Origin of the sequence: Rhizobacter sp. Root404, assembly GCF_001425865.1 — a bacterium.
In the GTDB taxonomy this organism is placed as follows: domain Bacteria; phylum Pseudomonadota; class Gammaproteobacteria; order Burkholderiales; family Burkholderiaceae_C; genus LMDS01.
In genome coordinates this window covers 655,150-676,109 of sequence record NZ_LMDS01000001.1, presented here as the reverse complement: position 1 = coordinate 676,109, position 20,960 = coordinate 655,150, and the positions used below count along the sequence as shown (strand labels likewise).

16 protein-coding genes are annotated in these 20,960 nt (G+C 70.3%); 11 read left to right on the top strand and 5 right to left on the bottom strand.

Going from position 1 to position 20,960, the window contains the following annotated elements; genetic code table 11:
* The first annotated feature begins 9 nt into the window (after nucleotides 1–9).
* Genes fliP through fliR form a run of 3 tightly spaced genes read left to right on the top strand, consistent with a single transcriptional unit; the run spans nucleotide 10 to nucleotide 1,803 of the window.
* Nucleotides 10–762 (top strand): flagellar type III secretion system pore protein FliP, encoded by a 753-nt coding sequence (gene fliP, locus ASC76_RS02970; RefSeq protein ID WP_056462121.1) that lies wholly within the window; start codon nucleotides 10–12, stop codon nucleotides 760–762.
* Between the two features lie 4 nt (nucleotides 763–766).
* Nucleotides 767–1,036 carry a flagellar biosynthesis protein FliQ gene (fliQ, locus tag ASC76_RS02965; protein ID WP_056462118.1) on the top strand — a complete coding sequence of 90 codons (270 nt, stop codon included), beginning with the start codon at nucleotides 767–769 and terminating at the stop codon, nucleotides 1,034–1,036.
* A gap of 5 nt (nucleotides 1,037–1,041) precedes the next feature.
* Nucleotides 1,042–1,803 (top strand): flagellar biosynthetic protein FliR, encoded by a 762-nt coding sequence (fliR, locus tag ASC76_RS02960; RefSeq protein WP_056462115.1) that lies wholly within the window; start codon nucleotides 1,042–1,044, stop codon nucleotides 1,801–1,803.
* A 177-nt stretch (nucleotides 1,804–1,980) separates the two neighbouring features.
* Here fliR and ASC76_RS02955 read toward each other — a convergent pair whose 3' ends face one another.
* From ASC76_RS02955 to ASC76_RS02945, 3 genes are all read right to left on the bottom strand, one after another.
* Complete coding sequence (locus ASC76_RS02955) at nucleotides 1,981–3,048, bottom strand: MBL fold metallo-hydrolase (protein WP_056462112.1); 1,068 nt, start codon at nucleotides 3,046–3,048, stop codon at nucleotides 1,981–1,983.
* A 13-nt stretch (nucleotides 3,049–3,061) separates the two neighbouring features.
* Nucleotides 3,062–4,654: an ABC transporter substrate-binding protein gene (locus ASC76_RS02950; RefSeq protein WP_056462110.1), complete on the bottom strand. Its 1,593-nt coding sequence runs from the start codon at nucleotides 4,652–4,654 to the stop codon at nucleotides 3,062–3,064.
* A 104-nt stretch (nucleotides 4,655–4,758) separates the two neighbouring features.
* Nucleotides 4,759–4,959 (bottom strand): heavy-metal-associated domain-containing protein, encoded by a 201-nt coding sequence (locus ASC76_RS02945; RefSeq protein ID WP_056462107.1) that lies wholly within the window; start codon nucleotides 4,957–4,959, stop codon nucleotides 4,759–4,761.
* A 122-nt stretch (nucleotides 4,960–5,081) separates the two neighbouring features.
* Here ASC76_RS02945 and ASC76_RS02940 point away from each other — a divergent pair, with 122 nt between their 5' ends.
* Entirely contained in the window at nucleotides 5,082–7,304 is a 2,223-nt protein-coding gene (locus tag ASC76_RS02940; RefSeq protein ID WP_056462104.1) for a cation-translocating P-type ATPase, read from the top strand.
* A gap of 45 nt (nucleotides 7,305–7,349) precedes the next feature.
* Here ASC76_RS02940 and ASC76_RS02935 read toward each other — a convergent pair whose 3' ends face one another.
* Nucleotides 7,350–8,006: a cytochrome c gene (locus ASC76_RS02935; protein WP_056462101.1), complete on the bottom strand. Its 657-nt coding sequence runs from the start codon at nucleotides 8,004–8,006 to the stop codon at nucleotides 7,350–7,352.
* Between the two features lie 97 nt (nucleotides 8,007–8,103).
* Here ASC76_RS02935 and ASC76_RS02930 point away from each other — a divergent pair, with 97 nt between their 5' ends.
* From ASC76_RS02930 to ASC76_RS02915, 4 genes are read left to right on the top strand one after another with little or no spacing between them, the layout of a single operon-like run.
* Nucleotides 8,104–8,946: a MoxR family ATPase gene (locus ASC76_RS02930; protein WP_056462098.1), complete on the top strand. Its 843-nt coding sequence runs from the start codon at nucleotides 8,104–8,106 to the stop codon at nucleotides 8,944–8,946.
* Complete coding sequence (locus ASC76_RS02925) at nucleotides 8,943–9,539, top strand: GNAT family N-acetyltransferase (protein ID WP_056462095.1); 597 nt, start codon at nucleotides 8,943–8,945, stop codon at nucleotides 9,537–9,539. Before ASC76_RS02930 ends, ASC76_RS02925 begins: the two co-directional genes overlap by 4 nt.
* A 7-nt stretch (nucleotides 9,540–9,546) precedes the next feature.
* Complete coding sequence (locus tag ASC76_RS02920; protein ID WP_162247054.1) at nucleotides 9,547–10,281, top strand: DUF3667 domain-containing protein; 735 nt, start codon at nucleotides 9,547–9,549, stop codon at nucleotides 10,279–10,281.
* A 40-nt stretch (nucleotides 10,282–10,321) separates the two neighbouring features.
* Nucleotides 10,322–12,343 carry a S9 family peptidase gene (locus tag ASC76_RS02915; RefSeq protein WP_056462089.1) on the top strand — a complete coding sequence of 674 codons (2,022 nt, stop codon included), beginning with the start codon at nucleotides 10,322–10,324 and terminating at the stop codon, nucleotides 12,341–12,343.
* 7 nt (nucleotides 12,344–12,350) lie between these two features.
* Here ASC76_RS02915 and ASC76_RS02910 read toward each other — a convergent pair whose 3' ends face one another.
* Nucleotides 12,351–13,526: a diguanylate cyclase gene (locus ASC76_RS02910; RefSeq protein ID WP_056462086.1), complete on the bottom strand. Its 1,176-nt coding sequence runs from the start codon at nucleotides 13,524–13,526 to the stop codon at nucleotides 12,351–12,353.
* A gap of 190 nt (nucleotides 13,527–13,716) precedes the next feature.
* Between ASC76_RS02910 and ASC76_RS02905 the strand changes: the two genes are divergently transcribed.
* The 3 genes from ASC76_RS02905 to ASC76_RS02895 are packed head-to-tail and all read left to right on the top strand — an operon-like array spanning nucleotide 13,717 to nucleotide 20,953.
* Nucleotides 13,717–14,889 (top strand): VWA domain-containing protein, encoded by a 1,173-nt coding sequence (locus tag ASC76_RS02905; RefSeq protein WP_056462083.1) that lies wholly within the window; start codon nucleotides 13,717–13,719, stop codon nucleotides 14,887–14,889.
* Nucleotides 14,886–16,772 (top strand): autotransporter assembly complex family protein, encoded by a 1,887-nt coding sequence (locus tag ASC76_RS02900; RefSeq protein ID WP_056462080.1) that lies wholly within the window; start codon nucleotides 14,886–14,888, stop codon nucleotides 16,770–16,772. Before ASC76_RS02905 ends, ASC76_RS02900 begins: the two co-directional genes overlap by 4 nt.
* The gene (locus ASC76_RS02895; RefSeq protein WP_056462076.1) at nucleotides 16,772–20,953 is read left to right on the top strand and encodes a translocation/assembly module TamB domain-containing protein; all 4,182 of its coding nucleotides are present in this window, start codon (nucleotides 16,772–16,774) and stop codon (nucleotides 20,951–20,953) included. Before ASC76_RS02900 ends, ASC76_RS02895 begins: the two co-directional genes overlap by 1 nt.
* The last annotated feature ends 7 nt before the right edge of the window (nucleotides 20,954–20,960 follow it).

Here is a 20,960-nt window from a genome sequence, read left to right as displayed (position 1 = left end):
TCGCCCGGCGTGCGCCGCCTCGGCACGCTCGCCGCCTTCACGGTGCTATCGGCCGTTCCGGCGCTGGCTGAAGCGCAGGCCACCGGCGGCGCGGCGCTGCCGCTGGTGATCGGCCAGGGCGCGGGCGGCACCAGCTACTCGGTGCCGATCCAGACGCTGCTGTTCTTCACCGCGCTGTCCTTCCTGCCCGCGGTGCTGCTCTTGATGACCGGCTTCACCCGGATCGTGATCGTGCTGAGCCTGCTGCGCCAGGCGATCGGCACACAGGCCGCGCCGCCGAATCAGGTGGTGATCGGCCTGAGCCTGTTCCTGACCTTCTTCGTGATGAGCCCGACGATCGACAAGGTCTATGCCGAGGCGTATCAGCCCTACAGCGAGAACAAGATCGCCTTCGACGAGGCGCTCAAGCGCGGCGAGGTGCCGATGCGCGCGTTCATGCTGAAGCAGACCCGCCAGGCCGACGTGATGCTGTTCGCCAAGCTCGCGAAGATCGACCCCGCGGTCAAGACCGCCGACGTGCCGTTCAAGGTGCTGGTGCCGGCGTTCGTCACGAGCGAGCTGAAGAGCGCGTTCCAGATCGGCTTCCTGATCTTCATCCCGTTCCTGATCATCGACATGATCGTCGCCAGCGTGCTGATGTCCCTGGGCATGATGATGCTCTCGCCCGTGCTGATCGCGCTGCCGTTCAAGCTGATGCTGTTCGTGCTCGCGGACGGCTGGAATCTGCTGCTCGGCTCGCTCGCCGCCAGCTTCTCGACCTGACCCCATGGACGCCACCCAAGTCTTCACCGTCGGCCAGCAGGGCCTGTACATGCTGCTGCTGGTCTCGGCACCGATCCTGCTCAGCGTGCTGGCGATCGGCCTGCTCGTCAGCATCTTCCAGGCCGCGACGCAGATCCACGAGGCGACGCTGTCGTTCGTGCCCAAGGTCGTCGGCGCGGTCGTCGTGCTCGCGATCGCCGGGCCGTGGATGCTGACGACGCTGGTCGAGTACCTGCAGCGCACGCTGCAGGCGATCCCCTCCGCCGTCGGCTAGAACCGATGCTGACCTTCACCGAGGGCCAGGTCCTCGCGTGGATCACGCCGATCCTGTGGCCCTTCCTGCGCGTGCTGGCGCTGTTCGGCGCGCTGCCGGTGTTCGCGCAGCGCGGCGTGCCGGCGCGGGTGCGGATCGCGCTCGCGTTCCTGATCGCCTTCTGCGCGCAGGCCACGCTGCCGACGATGCCGGTGATTCCGCTCGATTCGTCGATCGCGCTGCTCGCCGTCGTTCAGCAGCTGCTGATCGGCCTGTCGCTCGGGTTCGCGGTGCGCATCGTGTTCAGCGCGGTCGAGTTCGCCGGCGAGGTCATCGGCTTGCAGATGGGCCTGAACTTCGCCGGCTTCTTCAACCCGATGACCGGCGGCGAGGCGACCGTGACGAGCCGCTTCTTCGGCATCTCGGTCAGCTGGTTGTTCATCGTGACCGGCGGGCACCTGATGCTGATCGCCGCGGTGGTCCAGAGCTTCCAGGCCTTCCCGGTCGGACCGGAGCCTTTCGCGTTCCTGCGCGCGGTGCAACCGCAGGTCTGGGGCGCCGAGGTGTTCCGCCTCGGCCTGTGGATCGCGCTGCCGATGATCGCGATGCTGCTGTTCGTCAACCTGGTGCTCGGGATCATCTCGCGCGTCGCGCAGCAAATGAACATCTTCGCGATCGGCTTCCCGATCACCGTCTCGGTCGGCCTGATCGGCATGCTGCTGACGCTGCCGATGATGCAGATGCCGTTCACGATGGCGCTGGAGCAGATGCTGCAGCACTTCCGCTGAGGAATCGCGGTCGATCGGGCGATCGGTGCGGCGCCCCCTGAGCCCTTGCGGCTGTGGCCATGTCGGCGTCTTCAGCGCGACTGCCTGCCATGACGGAGTCCCTCCCATGACCCTGCTCTCCACCCTCGCGTTGTCGTTCGCGCGGCAGGTGGGATTCGGCAGACCCTGAGCGCGCGTCTACTTCAAGCCCACCCACCAGCGCTTGTTCGCACGCGGCACGCCCACCGTCATCGGCTCGCCGATCTCGGGCGTCGCGAGTTCGATGTGCTTCGCGGCGGCGAGGTTGGCCAGCCGTTCGAGGGGGTCCTGCCAGGGGTGGAAGGCCAGGTCGAAGGTGCTGTTGTGGACCGAGTACAGCACCTTGCCGCGCAGGTCGGTGAAGGCCCGCACGCACTCCTCGGGCGTCATGTGCACGGCGGGCCAGTAGGCGTCGTAGGCGCCGTTCTCCATCAGCGCCAGATCGAATCCGCCGAAACGCTCGCCGATCTGCGCGAAGCCGCCGAAGTAGCCCGAATCGCCGCTGTAGAAGATGCGCTGGCCGCCGCTCTCGATCACCCACGAGGCCCACAGCGTGCGGTTGCGGTCGGTCAGGCTGCGTCCGGAGAAGTGCTGCGCTGGCGTCGCGGTGAGCTGCACGCCGGCATGGGCGGCGCCCTGCCACCAGTCGAACTCCTGCACGCGATCGGCCGGCACGCCCATCTCGACCAGCCGCGCCTTCACGCCGAGCGGCACGAAGTAGCGCTGCACGCGCTGCGCAAGGTATTCGATCGTCGGAACGTCGAGGTGGTCGTAGTGGTCGTGCGACAGGATCAGCCCCTCGATCGGCGGCAGCTGCTGCAGCGTCAGCGGCGGCGCGTGGAAGCGCTTGGGGCCTGCGAAGCTGACCGGCGAGGCGCGCTCGCCGAACACCGGGTCGATCAGCCAGAACTTGCCGCGCAGCTTGAGCAAGTGCGACGAGTGGCCGAGGCGCACGACGTGGTTCGCCTGCGGATCGAGCGCATCGAGTTGCGCCGCGGTCAGCGGCCGCACCGGGATCGGGTCGACCGGCACGGTACCGACCTTGGTGGCGAAGACGAAGCGCGACCAGATCGTCCAGGTGCCGGCGCCGGGCGGCGTGGTCGGGTTCGGCGGGTTCGCGAACTGGCAGCTCCTGAATTGCGGGGAGTTCGCGTAGGGGCTGCTGCAATCACCGCCGCTGGCGCAGCCCGCGATGATCAGACAGCAGGCGACGAGCGCGAGACGCAAGGAAACGGGCCCCTTACTTGGCCGGGTTGACCTTGATCCAGGCCCACTCGAGCCAGTTGTCCGCACGGTGCGCGACCTCGACGTTGGCGCGCGTCGCCCACGGGATGAACTGGCGGTGCAGCGGGATGTGGTGCACCTGGTCGTTGTGCTCCTTGATCGCGGCCTTGATCAGTGCCTCGCGCTTGACCGGATCGGCCTCCTTGCTCGACTGCGCGGCGAGCTGGTCCATCTTCGGGTTGTTGACCTGGCCATAGTTGAAGCTGCCGACGCCCCCCGGCCCGCGGGTGCGGTAGATCGGCGTCAGCGTGGTCTCGGCGTCGGTCACCGAGCCGCCCCAGCCGAGCATGTACATCGAGGTGTCGAGGTTGCCGAGCTTGGCGAAGTAGATCGAGCGCGGCATCGCGTTGACGCGCACCTTCATGCCGATCTTCGACCACATCGACGCGAGCGTCTTGCAGATCTCCTCGTCGTTGACATAGCGGTCGTTCGGGCAGTCGAGCGTGAACTCGAAGCCGTCCGGATAGCCGGCCGAGGCGAGCAGCTTCTTCGAGGCCTCGGGATCGAACGGCAGGCGCTTCTCGAGCGCCGGGTCGTTGTAGGTGCCCATCGGCGAGACCATGGTCGCGCCGGTCGGCGCCGCCTGGCCGCGCATCAGCTTGGTCTTGATGCTGTCCTCGTCGACCGCCTGGTACAGCGCCTGGCGCACGCGCTGGTCCTTGAACGGGTTCTTGCCCTTGACGCTGCTGTAGAGCAGTTCGTCGCGGCCCTGGTCCATGCCGATGAAGATGATGCGGTTCTCGGGGCCGTCGATCACCTTCACGCCGGGCGTGTTGCGCAGGCGCGGCGTGTCGGTCGGGGGCGGGTCGAGCACGAAGTCGAGCTCGCCGGAGATCAGCGCCGCGACGCGGGTCGAGTTGCTCTTGATCGGGGTGTAGACCACGTCCTGCACATTGCCGTCGAACTTGCCCCACCAGTTCGGGTTGCGCTTGTACACGGTCTTCACGTCGGGCTGGCGCGAGACGACCATGAACGGGCCCGTGCCGTTGGCGTTCATCGCGGCGTAGCTCTGCTCGCCGGCGTTGAAGTCCTGGGTCTTGGTGGCGTTGTTCTTCTCGGCCCACGCCTTGCTCATGATGAACACGGAGTTGGCGTGCTGCAGGAAGATCGGGTCGACGTCCTTCAGGTTGAACTCGACCGTCAGGTTGTCGATCTTCTTCGGCTCGCCCATCGCATTGGCGTAGACCTTGATGTCCGAGCTGGGTTGCTGCGCGCGCTTGAACGAAAACACCACGTCGTCGGCGGTGAACGGTGTGCCGTCGTGAAACTTGACGTTCGGACGCAGCTTGAAGCGCCACTGCAGCGGGCCGGTCTGCTGCCATTCGGTGGCGAGCATCGGCACGATCGCGAGCTGCTTGTCGCGCCCGGTCAGCGTCTCGTAGACCTGGCCGTTGATCGAGTTGGTCAGCGACTCGTTGCGCGAGTAGGGATCGAGGGTCTGCAGGTCGCCTTGCGAGGCCCAGCGCAGGGTCTGCGCATAGGTGCCTGCACTGCACAGGCCCAGCGCCAGCGCGACCGCGGTCAGCGCGGCGGAGGATGCTCGTTTCATTCTGTCTTGCTCCGGCAAGTGTGAAGACCGGCAGTTTAGGGCCGGCACCCGACGCGCCAGGGGCAGGGAAAACCTCAGCCGCGTGCCGGCGCAGCGAGCAAGTTTCAGGCCGCGGCCTGGGGCGCGTAGCCCTCGTCGGTCAGCGCGGCATCGAAGGCGTGCGGGTCCAACGCGGACTCGATGCGCACCCGGTGCAGCGCCAGGTCGGTTTCGACGCGGGCTGCAGGATCGACCTGCTGAACGGTGCGGGTGACGGTCTTGACGCAGTGGCCGCAGGTCATGGTGGGAACGGTCAGTTCGATCATCGAAGGGCTCCGGTTCGTGGGGATGACGGCAGTATCGACCTTGCCCCGGTGGCAAGGTCAAGCGCCGGGTCATGACGGGCCGGGTTGACCTTGCCACGAGGGCAAGGTCTAAGCTGCGCAGCATGAACACTCCCTCAAGCACACCGCTGTCGCTGCGCATCGACGGCATGACCTGCGCTTCCTGCGTCTCGCGGGTCGAGCGCGCGCTGTCGAAGGTGCCGGGCGTCACCTCGGCGACCGTGAACCTGGCGACCGAACAGGCCGAGGTGGTGCACGACCGCACCGTGATCGACACCACCGCGCTGATCCGTGCCGTGCACGACGCTGGTTACGAGGCGCACGACGTGCCGGACACGCCGGACGCCCCCGTCGTCCCCTCACCGTCCGCCGGCGTCTGGCCCGTTGTGCTGGCCGCCCTGCTGTCGGCACCGCTGCTGCTGCCGATGCTGGCCGCACCGTTCGACCCGCATGCGCACGCGCTCGTGCCCGGCTGGCTGCAGTGGCTGCTGGCGACGCCGGTGCAGTTCTGGCTCGGCGCGCGCTTCTACCGCGCGGGCTGGAGCGCGGTGCGGGCGGGCAGCGCGAACATGGACCTGCTGGTTGCGCTCGGCACCTCATCCGCCTACGGCCTGAGCGTGTACGAGTTGCTGCGCGGCGCCTCCGGCCATCTTTACTTCGAGTCGGCCGCGGTCGTGATCACGCTGGTGCTGCTGGGCAAGTGGCTGGAGGCCAGGGCCAAGCGCCAGACCACGGATGCGATCCGCGCGCTGCAGGCGCTGCGGCCGGCGACGGCGACCGTGCGCCGCGACGGCGTCGAGCAGACCCTCGCGATCGGCGCGCTCGTCGTCGGCGACCTGGTCGTCGTGCGCCCCGGCGAGCGCGTGCCGGCCGACGGCGTGGTGACCAAGGGCGCGAGCCATGTCGACGAATCGCTGCTGACCGGCGAGAGTCTGCCGATCGCGAAGCACCCGGGCGACACGGTGACCGGCGGCGCCGTCAACGGCGAGGGCCTGATGGTGGTGCGCACGACGGCGATCGGTGCCGAATCGGCACTCGCGCGCATCGTGCGGCTGGTCGAGTCGGCGCAGGCCGGCAAGGCGCCGGTGCAGCGCGTGGTCGACCGCATCAGCGCGGTGTTCGTGCCGGTGGTGCTGGCACTCGCGCTGCTGACACTGCTCGGCTGGGGCTTCGCGACGGGCGACTGGCCGGCCGGCCTGATCAATGCCGTCTCGGTGCTGGTGATCGCGTGCCCGTGCGCGCTGGGCCTGGCCACGCCGGCGGCGATCATGGTGGGGACCGGCGCCGCGGCGCGGCTCGGCATCCTGATCAAGGACGCGCCGGCACTCGAACGGGCGCAGGCGCTCGCGACCGTGGTGTTCGACAAGACCGGCACGCTGACCGTCGGCCACCCGTCGCTCGTCGCCGCGGTGCCGGACCAGGGCGGTGGTCTCGCGGCGCCCGCGCTGGTCGAGCTGGCCGCGGCGCTGCAGTCCGGGAGCGAACACCCGCTCGCGCGCGCGGTCCTCGACGCCGCGGCCTCGCCGATCGTTCCGGCAGGCGACCTGCGCGCCCTGCCCGGCCGCGGTGTCGCCGGCGTGTCCGCGGGCCGCGACCTGCGGCTCGGCAATGCGCGGCTGATGACCGAACTCGGCGTCGACCGCGCCGTGCTCGATGCACAGGCGGCGCCGTATCAATCGGCCGGCCGCACCGTGTCATGGCTCGCCCAGTGCGATCCGCAGCGCCCCGCGCAGCTGCTGGGGCTGCTGGCGTTCGGCGACTCGCTGCGTCCGGGGGCGCGGGCCGCGCTCGACAACCTGCGCCGCCTCGGCCTGCGCACGCTGATCGTCAGCGGCGACGCGCGCGCGAGTGTCGGCGCGATCGCCAGGGAACTCGGCATCGACGACATCGACGCCGACACCCGCGCCGAGGTGCTGCCCGGCGACAAGGCCGCGATCATCGACGCGCTGAAGTCGCACGGGCCCGTTGCGATGGTGGGCGACGGCATCAACGACGCGCCGGCCCTGGCCGCCGCCGATGTCGGCATCGCGATCGCGGCGCGCGGCGGCACCGACGTGGCGATGCAGGCCGCCGGAATCACGCTGCTGCGCGGCGACCTGGCGCTGGTGGCCAGGGCGATCGGCATCGCGCGCGCGACCCACGCCAAGATCCGCCAGAACCTGTTCTGGGCGCTGGCCTACAACGTGGTCGGCATCCCGCTGGCGATGGCGGGCGCGCTGAGCCCGGTGGTCGCGGGTGCGGCGATGGCGCTGTCCAGCGTCAGCGTGCTGACCAACGCGCTGCTGCTGCGCCGCACGATCGAGAAGGGGCGCCCCGAGCAGCCATGAAAAAGCCGCTGACGGGCAGCGGCTTTTCAGGCGAGCGAGGGACGGTCAGCGAAAGCGCGATTGCGGCACCGTCTTCAGCTCGCCCGGCAGCGTCGCGAAATAGTTCGCGAGCACCTTGGCCTCGGCATGCGTGAACGGGCGGGCCATGCCCATCATGATCGCGTTGTTGCGGCCGACCAGCGCGTTCTTGTCGGTCTGGTACTCGCGCAGCGCCACGTACAGATAGTCGCCGTGCTGGCCGGCCAGCTTGGGGTAGCTCGGGTCGATCGGGGTGTTGAAGTTGGCGCCGTGGCAGGACGCGCAGTTGCCCTTCTTGAGCAGCTCGGCGACGTTCGCGGGCACGTCGGCCGGCGCGGCGGTCACCGGCTCGGACTTGGCTTCGGTCGAGTAGAACGCCGCCAGGTCGGCCATGTCCTGATCGCTCAGCGAGGCCGCGATGCCGCGCATCGTCGGGTGCTTGCGGTCGCCCTTCTTGTACTGGGTCAGCGCCGAGACGATGTACTTCGCGTTCTGGCCCGCGATCATCGGCACGCGGTAGACCTCGGGGAAGCTCGCCTTGTAGTCGGGGATGCCGTGGCAGCCGATGCACATCGCGGCCTTCTTTTCGCCGGCCTTCGCGTCCTGGGCCGTTGCTTCCATCGCAAAGCCCAGCGAGCCGAGCGCTGCCACGAGCGCGATCATCGAACGGACGAGATTTTTCATGGGTTCAGCAGGCGGTGATTTCAGTCCAACCACCGATTATAGGGGCCCCCTTATACTGATCCGAGACCCCGACACCACAGCCGCACCGCCCACCCCCATGAAGTTCCAAGGCTCCGAAAACTACGTCGCCACGCCCGACCTGATGCTGGCCGTCAACGCCGCGTCGACGCTGAAGCGCCCGCTGCTGATCAAGGGCGAACCCGGCACCGGCAAGACCATGCTGGCCGAGGAGGTGGCGCAGGCGCTGGGCATGCCGCTGCTGCAGTGGCACATCAAGTCGACGACCAAGGCGCAGCAGGGCCTGTACGAGTACGACGCGGTGAGCCGGCTGCGCGACAGCCAGCTCGGCGACGAGAAGGTCAAGGACATCCACAACTACATCGTCAAGGGCGTGCTGTGGCAGGCTTTCACCGCCGAGCAGCCGGTCGTGCTGCTGATCGACGAGATCGACAAGGCCGACATCGAGTTCCCGAACGACCTGCTGCGCGAGATCGACCGGATGGAGTTCTACGTCTACGAGACGCGCGAACTGGTCAAGGCGACGCACCGCCCGCTGGTGTTCATCACCTCGAACAACGAGAAGGAGCTGCCGGACGCGTTCCTGCGCCGCTGCTTCTTCCACTACATCAAGTTCCCCGACGCCGAGACGATGAAGGCGATCGTCAATGTGCACTTCCCGAACCTGAAGAAGGAACTGCTGTCGGCGGCGCTGAAGAACTTCTACGACGTGCGCAACCTGCCCGGCCTGAAGAAGAAGCCGAGCACCAGCGAGCTGCTCGACTGGCTCAAGCTGCTGCTGGCCGAGGACATCCCGCTCGAGGTGCTGCAGAGCAAGGACGACAAGGTCGCGGTGCCGCCGCTGGTCGGCGCGCTGCTGAAGAACGAGCAGGACGTGTCGCTGTTCGAGAAGCTCGTGTTCATGCAGCGCAACAACCGATGAGCTGGTTGAGCCCGGTCGAACTGAGCGGCGCTCACTGCGCGCTGAAGTCGCTCGCGAAGGACCATCTTCCCGGCCTGGCCGAGGCCGCGCGCGAAGGCGATCTGTGGAAGATCTGGTACACGAACGTGCCCGCGCCCGACGCGATGGGGGCGGAGATCGAGCGCCGGCTCGAGCTGCAGGCCAAGGGGTCGATGCTGCCGTTCACGAGCTTCGACGCCGCCGGGCGCATCGTCGGCATGACGACCTACATGAACGTCGACGCGGTGAACAAGCGGGTCGAGATCGGCTCCACCTGGACCGCGATGCGCATGCAGCGCAGCCCGTTCAACACCGAGTGCAAGCTGCTGCTGCTCGGCCACGCGTTCGAGCAGCTCGGCTGCATCGCGGTCGAGTTCCGCACCCATTTCTTCAACCACCAGAGCCGTCGTGCGATCGAGCGGCTCGGCGCCAAGCTCGACGGCGTGCTGCGCAACCACGGCCGGGCGGCCAACGGCACGCTGCGCGACACCGTCGTCTACAGCATCATCGAGTCCGAGTGGCCGACGGTGAAGACGCACCTGCGCTGGCAACTCGACAAGCCGCGTCTGGCCTGACGCGGTGGTGACGCCGGGCCTGCGCTGTCTGAACTGCGGCAATGCGCTGGCCGGCACCGAGCGCTTCTGCGGGCAGTGCGGGCAGCGCGCCGACACCACGCGCCTGCGCTTCGTCGACGTCATCCGCGACCTGTTGCACGCCTTCGCGAACGTCGAACGCACGCCGCTCGCGTTCCTGTGGGCGTTGCTGAGCGGGCCGGGCCGGGTCGCGCGGGATTTCGTCGACGGCCGGCGGCGGCGCCACTACGGTCCGTTCGCGACGCTGACGGTGATCGTCGGCACGAGCGCACTCGCCATCCAGCTCACGGGCTACCAGGTGCTTGCGCAGGACGGCCTCGCGGCCGCACCCACCGATCTGCTGCAGCGTCACTTCAACCTGCTGCAGATCGCGCAGGTTCCGCTGCTCGGCGGCTGCTGCGCGTTGATGTTCCGCTCGGCGCGCCTGAACCTGTTCGAGCACATGGTGCTGGCGGCTTATGCGCTCAGCGTGCGGGGGCTGCTGCTGCTCGTCGTGATCCCGGTGGCATTCGCCAGCTCATCGCTGGTGCCGTCGCAGATGGCGGTGCAATTGTTCTGGGCTGCCTGGTTCGCGTACTTCGGGTGGGCCGGCGCGCAGTTCTACCGGGGTCGTCCGTGGCTCACGGCGCTGAAGGCCGCCGCTGCGGCCGCCCTGGCCTACCTGTCGATGATCTTCCTGATCGGCGTCGGCGCCCGCGCGCACGCGGCGCTGTTGTCGGGTTGATCGCGTTCACGCGTTCCGCTGTCGCCACAGAGAGAAAACCATGCCCGACAAGAAGAAACTCATCACCATCGACGACCTCTGGAAATTCGAGCGCATCGGCGGCCTGTCGCTCGCGCCCGACGGCGCGCAGGCGGTGTGCGCGGTCAGCAGCTTCTCGATGGAGGACAACAAGAGTGTCGCCAGCCTGTGGCTGCTCTCGACCTTCGGGGGCGCGCCGCGGCGCCTGACGAGCTGCGGCGAGAAGGACGGCCAGGCGCAGTGGTCGCCCAGCGGCGAGCAGATCGCCTTCATCGCGCGCCGCGAGCAGGAGGGCCGCAAGGACGAATCGGCGCAGCTGTACCTGATCGCGCCGGACGGCGGCGAGGCGCGGCGCGCCACCCACTTCGCGCCCGGGGTCGGCGCGTTCAAGTGGTTCCCGGACGGCAAGCGGCTCGCGTTCGTCGCCTGGGTCTGGCCGGAGCTGAAGGGCACCAAGGCGCAGGCCAGGCGGTGGCGGGAGTTCCAGGACCGCAAGGCCACGGGCTACGTCACCAGCGAGGCGCAGTACCGCTTCTGGGACGACAACCTGCCGATGGGCCGCGTGCCGCACCTGCACGTGCTCGACCTCGCCAGCGGTCGCATCACCGACCTGTTCGAAGGCACGGCCTACGAACTGCCGCGCGCCGACCCCGGCGCGGGCTTCTTCGACATCGCGCCGGACGGCCGTCACCTCGCGTTCGTGCACGACCCGCAGGCCGAGAAGCGCATCGAGAACCGCAAGACGCTGGTCGAGTTGCAGCTGCGATCCGGCAAGTTCACCGCGCTGACCGCCGACCCGGACTGGGACTTCGACGCACCGCGCTACAGCCCCGACGGCCGGCGCATCGCGATGCTGGCGGCGCACACCGCGCAGCGCCACACCGCGCCGGCGCTCGCCGCCGTGCTGGAACGCGGGGGCGCGTGGTCACTGCTCAGCGACGCGTGGGACCACGCGGTCGAGGCGCCGCTGCGCTGGTCGGCCGATGCCGCGGCGCTTTACTTCTGCGCCCAGGACCGCGGGCGCAACCACCTCTACCGCTATGCGATCGCCAGCCGCACCGCGAGCGTCGCGTTGCAGGGCGGCTGGGTCCAGGCCTTCGACGTCGCCGGCGGCGTGATCGTCGCCAGCGCCGACACGCTGATGCACCCGGCGCGCGTGCACGCGGTGCGCGACGGCCAGGCACCGCTGCGGCTCGACACCTTCAACGACGCGCTGCTCGCGACGCTGCGCCTCGGCGACTGCGAGGAGGTCACGTTCAAGGGTGCGCTCGGCGAGCCGGTGCAGATGTGGCTGACCTACCCGCCGCGCTTCGACAGCAAGAAGAAGCACCCGGTGCTGCACAGCATCCACGGGGGCCCGCACGCCGCGGCCGGCGACACCTTCCACTACCGCTGGAACACCCACGCGTTCGCGGCCCAGGGCTACGTCGTCGCCTGCGTCAACTACCACGGCTCGAGCGGCTTCGGCCAGGCCTTTCTCGACAGCATCACGCACCGCTGGGGCGAGCTGGAACTGCAGGACGTGGAGGCCGGCAGCGACTGGCTGCTGAAGCAACCGTGGGCCGACCGCAAGCGGCTGTTCGCGGCCGGCGGCAGCTACGGCGGCTTCATGGTCGCGTGGATGAACGGCCACGTGAAGGCCGGCCGCTACAACGCCTACGTCTGCCACGCCGGCTGCTTCGACTGGCAGGCGATGTTCAGCGACGACGCCTACACCTGGCATGCCAAGGAACTCGGCTGCTGGTACTGGGACGACCCTTTGAAGATCCAGGCCCAGAGCCCGAGCCATTTCGTCGCCGCGATGGCGACGCCGACGCTGGTGATCCACGGCGCGCGCGACTACCGCGTGCCGGATCAACAGGGCCTGGCCTACTACAACACGCTGAAGGCCAAGGGCGTCGACGCGCGGCTGCTGTGGTTCCCGGACGAGAACCACTGGGTGCTGAAGCCGCGCAACTCGCAGCTCTGGTACGCCGAATTCTTCGACTGGCTGCGGCGCCACGACCCGCACGCGCGCAAGGCCGCGCCGCACGGCCGCCGCTGACGCCGCGTCACGCCACCGCCAGCCGGCGCGGCTCGGCCACGACCACGCGGTCGCGACCGTCGTTCTTGGCGCGATACAGAGCCTGATCGGCGCGCTCGAGCACGGCCTCGGGCGTTTCCTCGGGCGCGAGCGCGACCGCCACGCCGACGCTCACCGTGAGCCGCTGCGTCGCGCCGGTCCATACCGCTTCATGCATCGCCGCGTGAACGCGCTCGGCCAGCCGCATCGCACCGTCCTGGTCGCAATGCGGCAGCAGGATGCAGAACTCCTCGCCGCCCATGCGGGCGATGCTGTCGACCTCGCGCGCGGCCTCGCGCAGCACCCGCGCCAGCTGCACCAGCGCCGCGTCGCCGGCGGCATGGCCATGGCAGTCGTTGATCGTCTTGAAGTGGTCCACGTCGACCATCAGCAGCGCATAGCTCTCGCCGTAGCGGCGCAGGCGCCCCGCTTCACGGGCCAGCAGCGGCGCGATCGCGCGGCGGTTCAGCAAGCCGGTCAGCGCATCGCGTTCCGACAGATGCTGCAACCGGCTGACCAAGCGGCCGACGACCATCAGCGCCAGCACCAGGTTCAGCAACAGGCCGACCAGCATTAACACCATCACGACCACGCCGTTGAACGCGTTCGCCTCGTGCAGCGGACGCGCGGCGACCTCGGGCGCGAGCAGGCCGACGATCGCGCGCAGCGCGAACAGCGCGCCGAGGATCGTCAGCGGCGTCGCCACCACGTGCGCCGTCGCACGCGAGCCCTCCCGCAGCAAGGCGGCGTGGCTTTCCCAGGCGGCGCGCAGCAGCGTCCAGGCGATCGGCACCGAGGCACCGACGACGGCCACCGTGGTGTGTTCACCCGCCACGAAGCCGAGCAGCAGGATCGCGTCGAACGCCAGCAGGCCGACGTGCTCGCCATCCGTCACCGGCAGGCGCAGGAACAGCTGCACGCCGCGGCGCATCACGACGAAGGCGAACATGATCGCCAGGTTCGCGACCACCAGCGTCAGGAACGGCGGCCACACCCCGCGCTGCAGGATCAGCGCCAGACCGACCGCCGTCGACATCGCCGCGATCATCCAGTGGAGCGCCACGAACCGCGGCAGACCGAGGCGCCAGCCGCCCACCCACCAGCTGAAGGCGCACAGGCCTTGCTGGAAGGCGATCAGCAGCAGGACGGTCCGGATGTCTTGCACGTGGTGGTCAAGGGGGCGCGAAAGGCGATGCGGAAGTATCGCGCCGGCGCTTGCGCCAGGCGAGCGCTGCACCGCGCCACGGACCCGGGCTTTCCTGTCCCCCCGAAGAGGGCTTGACCTTGCAACGCCCCTGCGCGCGCGGGCCGCGGGGACTGCCGCCACAATAGAGCGGTCTCCCCGGGGGAAGCCCATGCTCATCAACTTCTTCTTCACGCTGCGCGCGGCCAAGCTCAAGGTCTCCGTCAAGGAGTACCTGGTGCTGCTCGAGGCGATCCAGGCCGGCGTGATCGACAACACCGTCGACGAGTTCTACTACCTCGCCCGCACCTCGCTCGTGAAGGACGAGGCCAACTTCGACAAGTTCGACCGCGCGTTCGCCGCCTACTTCAAGGGCGTCGAGATGCTGACCGACTTCACGCAGGAGGTGCCGCTCGACTGGCTGCAGAAGAAGCTCGAGCTCGAGCTCAGCGCCGAGGAGAAGGCCGCGATCGAGAAGATGGGCTGGGACGAGCTGATGAAGACGCTGAAGAAGCGCTTCGAGGAGCAGAAGGAGCGCCACGAAGGCGGCAACCGGATGATCGGCACCGGCGGCACCAGCCCGTTCGGCGCCTACGGCTACAACCCGCAGGGCATCCGCATCGGGCAGGACAAGTCGCGCAACAAGAGCGCGGTGAAGGTCTGGGACCAGCGCCAGTTCAAGGACTACGACGACAGCCTCGAACTGGGCACGCGCAACATCAAGGTCGCGCTGCGCCGCCTGCGCCGCTTCGCGCGCGAAGGCTCGGCGGAGGAACTCGACCTCGACGACACCATCCGCAGCACCGCCGCGAACGCCGGCTGGCTCGACATCAAGATGGTGCCCGAGCGCCACAACAAGGTGAAGGTGCTGCTGCTGATGGACGTGGGCGGCACGATGGACGAACACATCCACCGCGTCGAGGAGATCTTCAGCGCCGCGAAGAGCGAGTTCAAGCACCTGGAGTTTTATTACTTCCACAACTGCGTCTACGACTTCATGTGGAAGAACAACCGCCGTCGCTACAGCGAGAAATTCAGCACCTGGGACGTGATCCGCAAGTACAACAAGGACTACAAGCTGATCTTCGTCGGTGACGCCACGATGAGCCCTTACGAGATCCTGCAGCCCGGCGGCAGCGTCGAATACAACAACGAGGAGCCGGGCGCCGAATGGCTCGCGCGGCTCACGCAGGCCTTTCCGAAGTTCGCCTGGATCAACCCCGAGCCGCAAGGCGTGTGGGGCTACCGCCAGAGCATCGCGGTGGTCCAGCAGTTGATGAACCAGCGCATGTTCCCGCTCACCCTGGCCGGGCTGGAAGGGGCCATGCGCCTGCTCAGCAAATGACCTTGGCGGGCGTGCTGCGCACCGCGTGCTTGGCGGGCGCAGCCGCGGTGCTGGCCGGCTGTGCCAGCCTGCCGTTCGGTCTGGGCGGCGCGCGCGACGACGCTGCGGCGGCGCCTGCCGGCGCCGCTTCCGCGCCGGTCGACCGCGCCGAGTACCGGCTCGACGTGCAGGCGCCCGGCCCGCTGCGCGCGCTGCTGCTGAACTACCTCGACCTCGCGCGGTTCCAGAACGCGCCCGCGACCGACGCGATCAACGCCGCCGAACTCGAACGCCTGCTGCGCGCCGCCCCGGCGCAGGCGCGCGGACTGCTCGAGACCGAGGGCTACTTCAATGCCGTCGTGACCGCCGAGCGCGCCGGCAGCGAGGCCGGCCTGCCGCTGCTGCGGGTGACGGTGGTGCCCGGCCCGCGCGCGACCGTGCACGCGGTCAGCGTCGAGGCCAGCGGCCCGCTGCAGACGGCGAACGTGGCGGGCAACGTCGCGGCGCAACGCGAGATCGCCGCGCTGCGCGCGCAGTGGCCGCTGCGACCCGGCGACCCGTTCCGTCAAGGCGCGTGGACCGACGCGAAGAACGCGACGCTGGCGCGGCTGCGCGCCGACGGCTACGCCGCCGCGACCTGGAGCAGCACCCAGGCCCGGGTCGATGCGCCGGAGAACCGCGCCGACCTGGCGGTGGTGCTCGACAGCGGCCCGCTCTATCAGCTCGGCACTCTGCGCATCGAGGGCGCGAAACGCTACGGCGAGGACGCGATCCGGCGCCTGTCCACCTTCGGTCCGGGCGACCCGTACAGCGAGAAGACCTTGCTGGACTTCCAGGAGCGGCTGCAGAAGCTCGGGCTGTTCGAGGGTGCCTCGGTCGAGCTCGATGCCGACCCGGCCACCGCGGGCGCCGCGCCGGTGCTGGTGCGTGTCAAGGAGTTGACGCAGCACCAGGCCACGATCGGCATCGGCTACAGCGCCAACACCGGGCCGCGCGTGTCCGTCGAGCACACCAACCGGCGCGTGTTCGACCGGCCGCTGATCGCGAAGAACAAGGTCCAGTACGGTCCGGAGAACAAGAGCTGGGACGGCGAGCTGAGCACCTACCCACTCGAGGGCTTGTACCGCAACCTCGTCTCCGGGTCGGCCTCGAAGCTGACGGTCGACGACCAGCAGCAGCTCGGCTGGAACGCCCGCATCGGCCGCGCGCAGGACACCGGCCGCATCGAGCGCCTGCTGTTCGCCGAGATCGCCCACGCGCGCGTCGACGCCGCCGACCTGGCCAGCCAGGGCGATGCCGTGTCGGTCAACTCGCACTGGATCTTCCGCGACGTCGACAACGTGCTGCTGCCCACCAAGGGGCTGACCACCTCGGCGCAGGCCGCGCTCGGGGTTGCGCGTGGCAGCCGCTCGGTGTTCGGCGATCCGCTCGAGACCAGCAAGGGACCGTTCGGCCGCGCCTACGCGAGGCTCACCTACTACGAGCCGTTCGGCAACGGCTGGTACGGCAGCGCGCGGGTCGAGGCGGGCCAGGTGTTCGCGAAGAGCGTGGTCGGCATCCCCGACACGCTGCTGTTCCGCGCCGGCGGCGACGACTCTGTGCGCGGCTACGGCTACCGCACGCTCGGCCCCGAGATCCGCGGCATCACGGTCGGCGGCCGCACGCTGCTGACCGGCAGCGTCGAGATCGCCCGCCCGATCTCGCCGAAGTACCCGGCGTACTGGTGGGCGGCGTTCGTCGATGCCGGCAACGCGGCCGACCGCTGGACGGACATGAAGCCGGCTGTCGGCTACGGCGTCGGCCTGCGCTGGCGCAGCCCCGTCGGGCCGCTGCGCGTCGATGTGGCCTACGGCCAGCAGGTCAAGCAGGTGCGTGTGCACCTCAGCGTGGGCGTCGCGTTCTGATGGACGAGCCGAGCACGCCGCGCGACGCGCCGGCCGCTGCGCCGCGGCGCGGACGCCGCGGCCGCCTGATCGCGGCCTGCATCCTGGGCGTCGTGGTGGCGCTGGTGCTCACGCTCGTCGCGGGCGGCTGGTGGGCGGTGCGCAGCGAGCGCGGGAGCGCCTGGCTCGCGTCCGTGGTGCCGGGCATTCGGATCGATGGGCCGCGCGGCAGCCTGATCGGCGACTTCGCGGCCCGCCGCGTGACCATCCCGCTGCCTGACGGAAGCGACACGCTGACGCTGCAGGAGCCCACCTGGCGCGGCCTGCGCATCGAGCGCGCCGCGGCGCCGCGCTGGGTGCGCATCACGATCGAGGCGCTCGACGTCAAGCGCGTGGACATCGCGATCGCGCCGTCGACCCGCGCCGAGCCGGCGCAGGCGCCCACCGACCTGCGCCTGCCGATCGAGCTCGAGCTGCGCGCGCTGCGCATCGGCGAGTTGCGCGCCACCCCGCTCGGCGCGCAGCCGATTCGCGACGTGTCGGCGCAGGTCCACCTCGGCGCGAACGACGGTGCCGAACACCGCGTCAGCCGCCTCGCGCTGAGCTGGGACCGGCTGAAAGCCAGCGGCGATGCCCGCATCGGCACCGGCGGACCGCTGGCGCTGGACGCCCGGGTCGCGCTCGCGCAGCAGGCCGCTGAGGGGATGCCCGCGTGGAACGCGAACGCCACGCTCGCCGGCCCGCTCGCCTCGCCGCAGCTGCAGGCGACGCTGCGCGCCGCGCCGTCGGCCGATCACGCGGCGCAAGCGCTCGACGTGCGCGCCGCGCTTCGGCCGTTCGCCGCGTGGCCGCTCGGCGAGCTGCAGGCCAGCGCACAGGCGCTCGACCTCTCCGCCTTCGCGAGCGCCGCCCCGGCGACGGCACTGACGATGCGGGCCATCGCGGCCAGCACCGCCGCGGATCGCCCGGCCGACGTGTCGATCGATCTCTCGAACGCGCTGCCCGGCCGCTGGAACGAAGGCCGCCTGCCGCTGCGCACGCTGAAGCTGGAACTCGCGGCGCGGCCCGATCAGCCCAGCGAACTGGACCTGCGCGCGTTCGAGGCCGACCTCGGCACGCCGCAAGCGAGCGCGGGCCGACTCACCGGCACGGGTCGCTGGCCCCCGCAGCGCTGGAATCTCGCGGCGACGATGAGCGCGCTGCAGCCCGCGTTGCTCGACGCGCGCGCGCCGGTCATGCAGCTGAACGGCCCGCTGACGCTGGCCGGCGGCGCGTCTCGCGATCCCACCGTCGACATCGCCGCGACGCTCGCCGGCCAGGTGCGCGACCGCGGCGCGAGCCGCGCGGTGCGCCTCGAGCTCGACGCGCGCGTGCACGCGCAGCGCATCGAACTGCGCAAGTTCGTCGCCTCCACGGGCGGCGCGCGCGCGACGCTCGACGGGATCGTCACGCACGCGAGCCCGGAGGCGCCGTGGGCGATCAAGGCCCAGGCGACGCTGGTCGACTTCGACCCCGCGGTGTGGTGGCCGGGGCGCGACGATTCACCGTGGCGCCGCGCAGTCACGCGCCTGAACGCGACCGGCGACGTGGCGGTGGAGCTGCCGAGCGCAGCCGCATCGCTGCCACCGACCGACTTGCTGGCCGCCCTGCGCGGACAGGGCGGCGTCAAGCTCACCAGGAGCCTGTTGGGCGGCGTGCCGATGACCGGCGAGGCGAACCTGCGCACCGGCGCCGGCGCCTCTGCGCAGGCCAGCGTGACGCTCGATGCCGACGGCAACGCGCTGCGGGCCGAGGGCCGCGTCGCCACCAGCGGCAGTGGCGCCTCGGACGTCTGGGACGTGCGGGTCGACGGACCCGCCCTCGCCCGGCTCGCGCCGGTGTTCCAGCTTTTCCAGCCCGCCGGCGCCGACACGACGCTCGCCGGCGCGCTGAACGCGAAGGCCCGCATCACCGGCCGCTGGCCCGCGCTGTCGACGCAGGGCGAGCTCGACGCGAGCGCGCTGCGCGCCGGCGCGCTGAGCCTGCAACGCGCGCAGGCAAGCTGGACGATCGGCACCTCGGCGACGGCGCCGGTCGTCGCGAACGGCAGCGTGACGCAGATGGCGCTGACACAGGGCGGCGCAGCGGGCCCGTCGCTCGACAGCCTGACGCTGCAGCTCCAGGGCACCGGCCGCGCCCACACGCTGGCCGTGCGCGCCGAATCGAAGGCGCGGCCGCCGGCCTGGGCCGAATCGATGCAGGGCGGCGGCGCGAGCCCGGCCGGCTCGCGGACAGTGGCGGTCCTGCAGGCGCAGGGCGGCCTCGTCGACACGGCCGGCGCAGCCCTCGCCGGCTGGCGCGGCACGCTGCAGCAGTTGGACCTGCGCAACAGCAGTCCCGGCAGCGCGCCGCTCGTGCACACCCAGAACGTCGCGCTCGAGGTGCTGTGGGGCGGTGGGCCGGCGCGTGCGACCGTGCAACCGGGCCGCGTGGAGATGCTCGGCGGCGCGCTGCGCTGGAGCCGCATCGCCTGGCAGGCCGCGGCGCAGCCCGGCGGCTTCGCGCAGATCGAGGCCGAGGCGGACCTGGAGCCGCTGCGCATCGCCCCGCTGCTGGCCCGCGCGCAGCCCGACTTCGGCTGGGGCGGCGACCTGGCGATCGCCGGCCACGCGAAGATCCGCAGCGCGCCCGGGTTCAGCGCCGACGTGGTCATCGAACGCCGCAGCGGCGACCTGACCGTGACCGACGAGCTCGGCACCCGCGCCCTCGGCCTGACCGACCTGCGCTTCGGCCTCAACGCGGCCGACGGCACCTGGAGCTTCACGCAGGGCCTGGCCGGCAGCGCGCTCGGCGTCGTCGCCGGCGCCGAGGTCGTGCGCACATCGCCGCAGGCGACTTGGCCGACGGCCGACGCGCCGCTCAGCGGCGTGCTCGAGCTGCGCGTCGACGACCTCGGCGCCTGGGGCAACTGGGTGCCGCCGGGCTGGCGACTCGGCGGCACGCTGCACACCAGCGCGAGTTTCGGCGGCCGGTTCGGCGCGCCCGAGTACACCGGCCAGATCGAGGGATCGAAGCTGGCGGTGCGCAACTTCCTGGAGGGCGTGAACATCAGCGACGGCGACGTCGCGATCCGCCTGCAGGGCAGCACCGCGCGCATCGAGCGGTTCACCGCCAAGGGCGGCAGCGGCACGCTGCGGCTGACGGGCGACGCGAGCCTGGGCGAGGCGCCGAAGGCCGTGCTGCGCGTCGAGGCCGAGAAGTTCCAGCTGCTCGGCCGCGTCGACCGGCGGATCGTTGCCAGCGGCGCCGGCACGCTGAACCTGGACGCGAAGACCGTTGCGTTCGACGGCCGCTTCAACGTCGACGAGGGCCTGATCGACTTCACCCGCAGCGACGCGCCCGCGCTGGCCAGCGACGTCAGCGTCGTGCGCGCGCAGGGCGCGGCGTCACCGGCGGCCGCCGCGTCGGCCGCCGCCGCGCCGACGCCATCACCGCTGCCCGCCGTGACGCCGGCCCGGGCCGTCAACCTCGATCTGCGGGTGACGCTCGGCGACGCGCTGCGGGTGCGCGGTCGCGGGCTGGACGCCGGGCTGCGCGGCGAACTCCACGTCACCGCGCCGGGTGGGCGGCTCGCGGTCGTCGGCACCGTGCGCGCCGAAAACGGCACCTACGCCGCGTACGGCCAGAAGCTGACGATCGACCGCGGTCTGATCGCGTTCAGCGGCCCGATCGAGAACCCGAGGCTCGACATCGAGGCCACCCGGCCGAACCTGGACGTGCGCGTCGGCGTCGCGGTCAGCGGCACGGCGGCGAACCCGCGTGTACGCCTGTTCTCCGAACCCGAACTGTCCGAGATCGACAAGCTGAGCTGGCTGGTGATGGGCCGTGCAGGCGACGGCCTCGGCCGCGCCGACACCGCGCTGCTGCAACGCGCCGCGCTGGCGCTGCTGGCCGGCGAAGGCGGCGGGCCGACCGATCAGATCACCAAGGCGCTGGGCCTGGACGAGATTTCGGTGCGACAGACCGACGGGGAAGTGCGCGAGACGGTGATCGCGCTCGGCAAGCAGTTGTCGAAACGCTGGTACGTGGGCTACGAGCGCGGCCTGAACGCCACGACCGGGAGCTTCCAGCTCATCTACCGAGTCGCGCAACGCCTGACGCTGCGCGCGCAATCGGGCGACGACAACTCGTTCGACGTGATCTGGACCTGGCGCTGGAAGTAGCGGGCTG

Coding starts and splice junctions, on each gene's coding strand:
- ASC76_RS02935 (WP_056462101.1), bottom strand. CDS start 8,006: ATGAAAAATCTCGTCCGTTCGATGATCGCGCTCGTGGCAGCGCTCGGC.
- ASC76_RS02945 (WP_056462107.1), bottom strand. CDS start 4,959: ATGATCGAACTGACCGTTCCCACCATGACCTGCGGCCACTGCGTCAAG.
- fliR (WP_056462115.1), top strand. CDS start 1,042: ATGCTGACCTTCACCGAGGGCCAGGTCCTCGCGTGGATCACGCCGATC.
- ASC76_RS02950 (WP_056462110.1), bottom strand. CDS start 4,654: ATGAAACGAGCATCCTCCGCCGCGCTGACCGCGGTCGCGCTGGCGCTG.
- ASC76_RS02895 (WP_056462076.1), top strand. CDS start 16,772: ATGGACGAGCCGAGCACGCCGCGCGACGCGCCGGCCGCTGCGCCGCGG.
- fliQ (WP_056462118.1), top strand. CDS start 767: ATGGACGCCACCCAAGTCTTCACCGTCGGCCAGCAGGGCCTGTACATG.
- ASC76_RS02925 (WP_056462095.1), top strand. CDS start 8,943: ATGAGCTGGTTGAGCCCGGTCGAACTGAGCGGCGCTCACTGCGCGCTG.
- ASC76_RS02900 (WP_056462080.1), top strand. CDS start 14,886: ATGACCTTGGCGGGCGTGCTGCGCACCGCGTGCTTGGCGGGCGCAGCC.
- ASC76_RS02915 (WP_056462089.1), top strand. CDS start 10,322: ATGCCCGACAAGAAGAAACTCATCACCATCGACGACCTCTGGAAATTC.
- ASC76_RS02905 (WP_056462083.1), top strand. CDS start 13,717: ATGCTCATCAACTTCTTCTTCACGCTGCGCGCGGCCAAGCTCAAGGTC.
- ASC76_RS02930 (WP_056462098.1), top strand. CDS start 8,104: ATGAAGTTCCAAGGCTCCGAAAACTACGTCGCCACGCCCGACCTGATG.
- ASC76_RS02940 (WP_056462104.1), top strand. CDS start 5,082: ATGAACACTCCCTCAAGCACACCGCTGTCGCTGCGCATCGACGGCATG.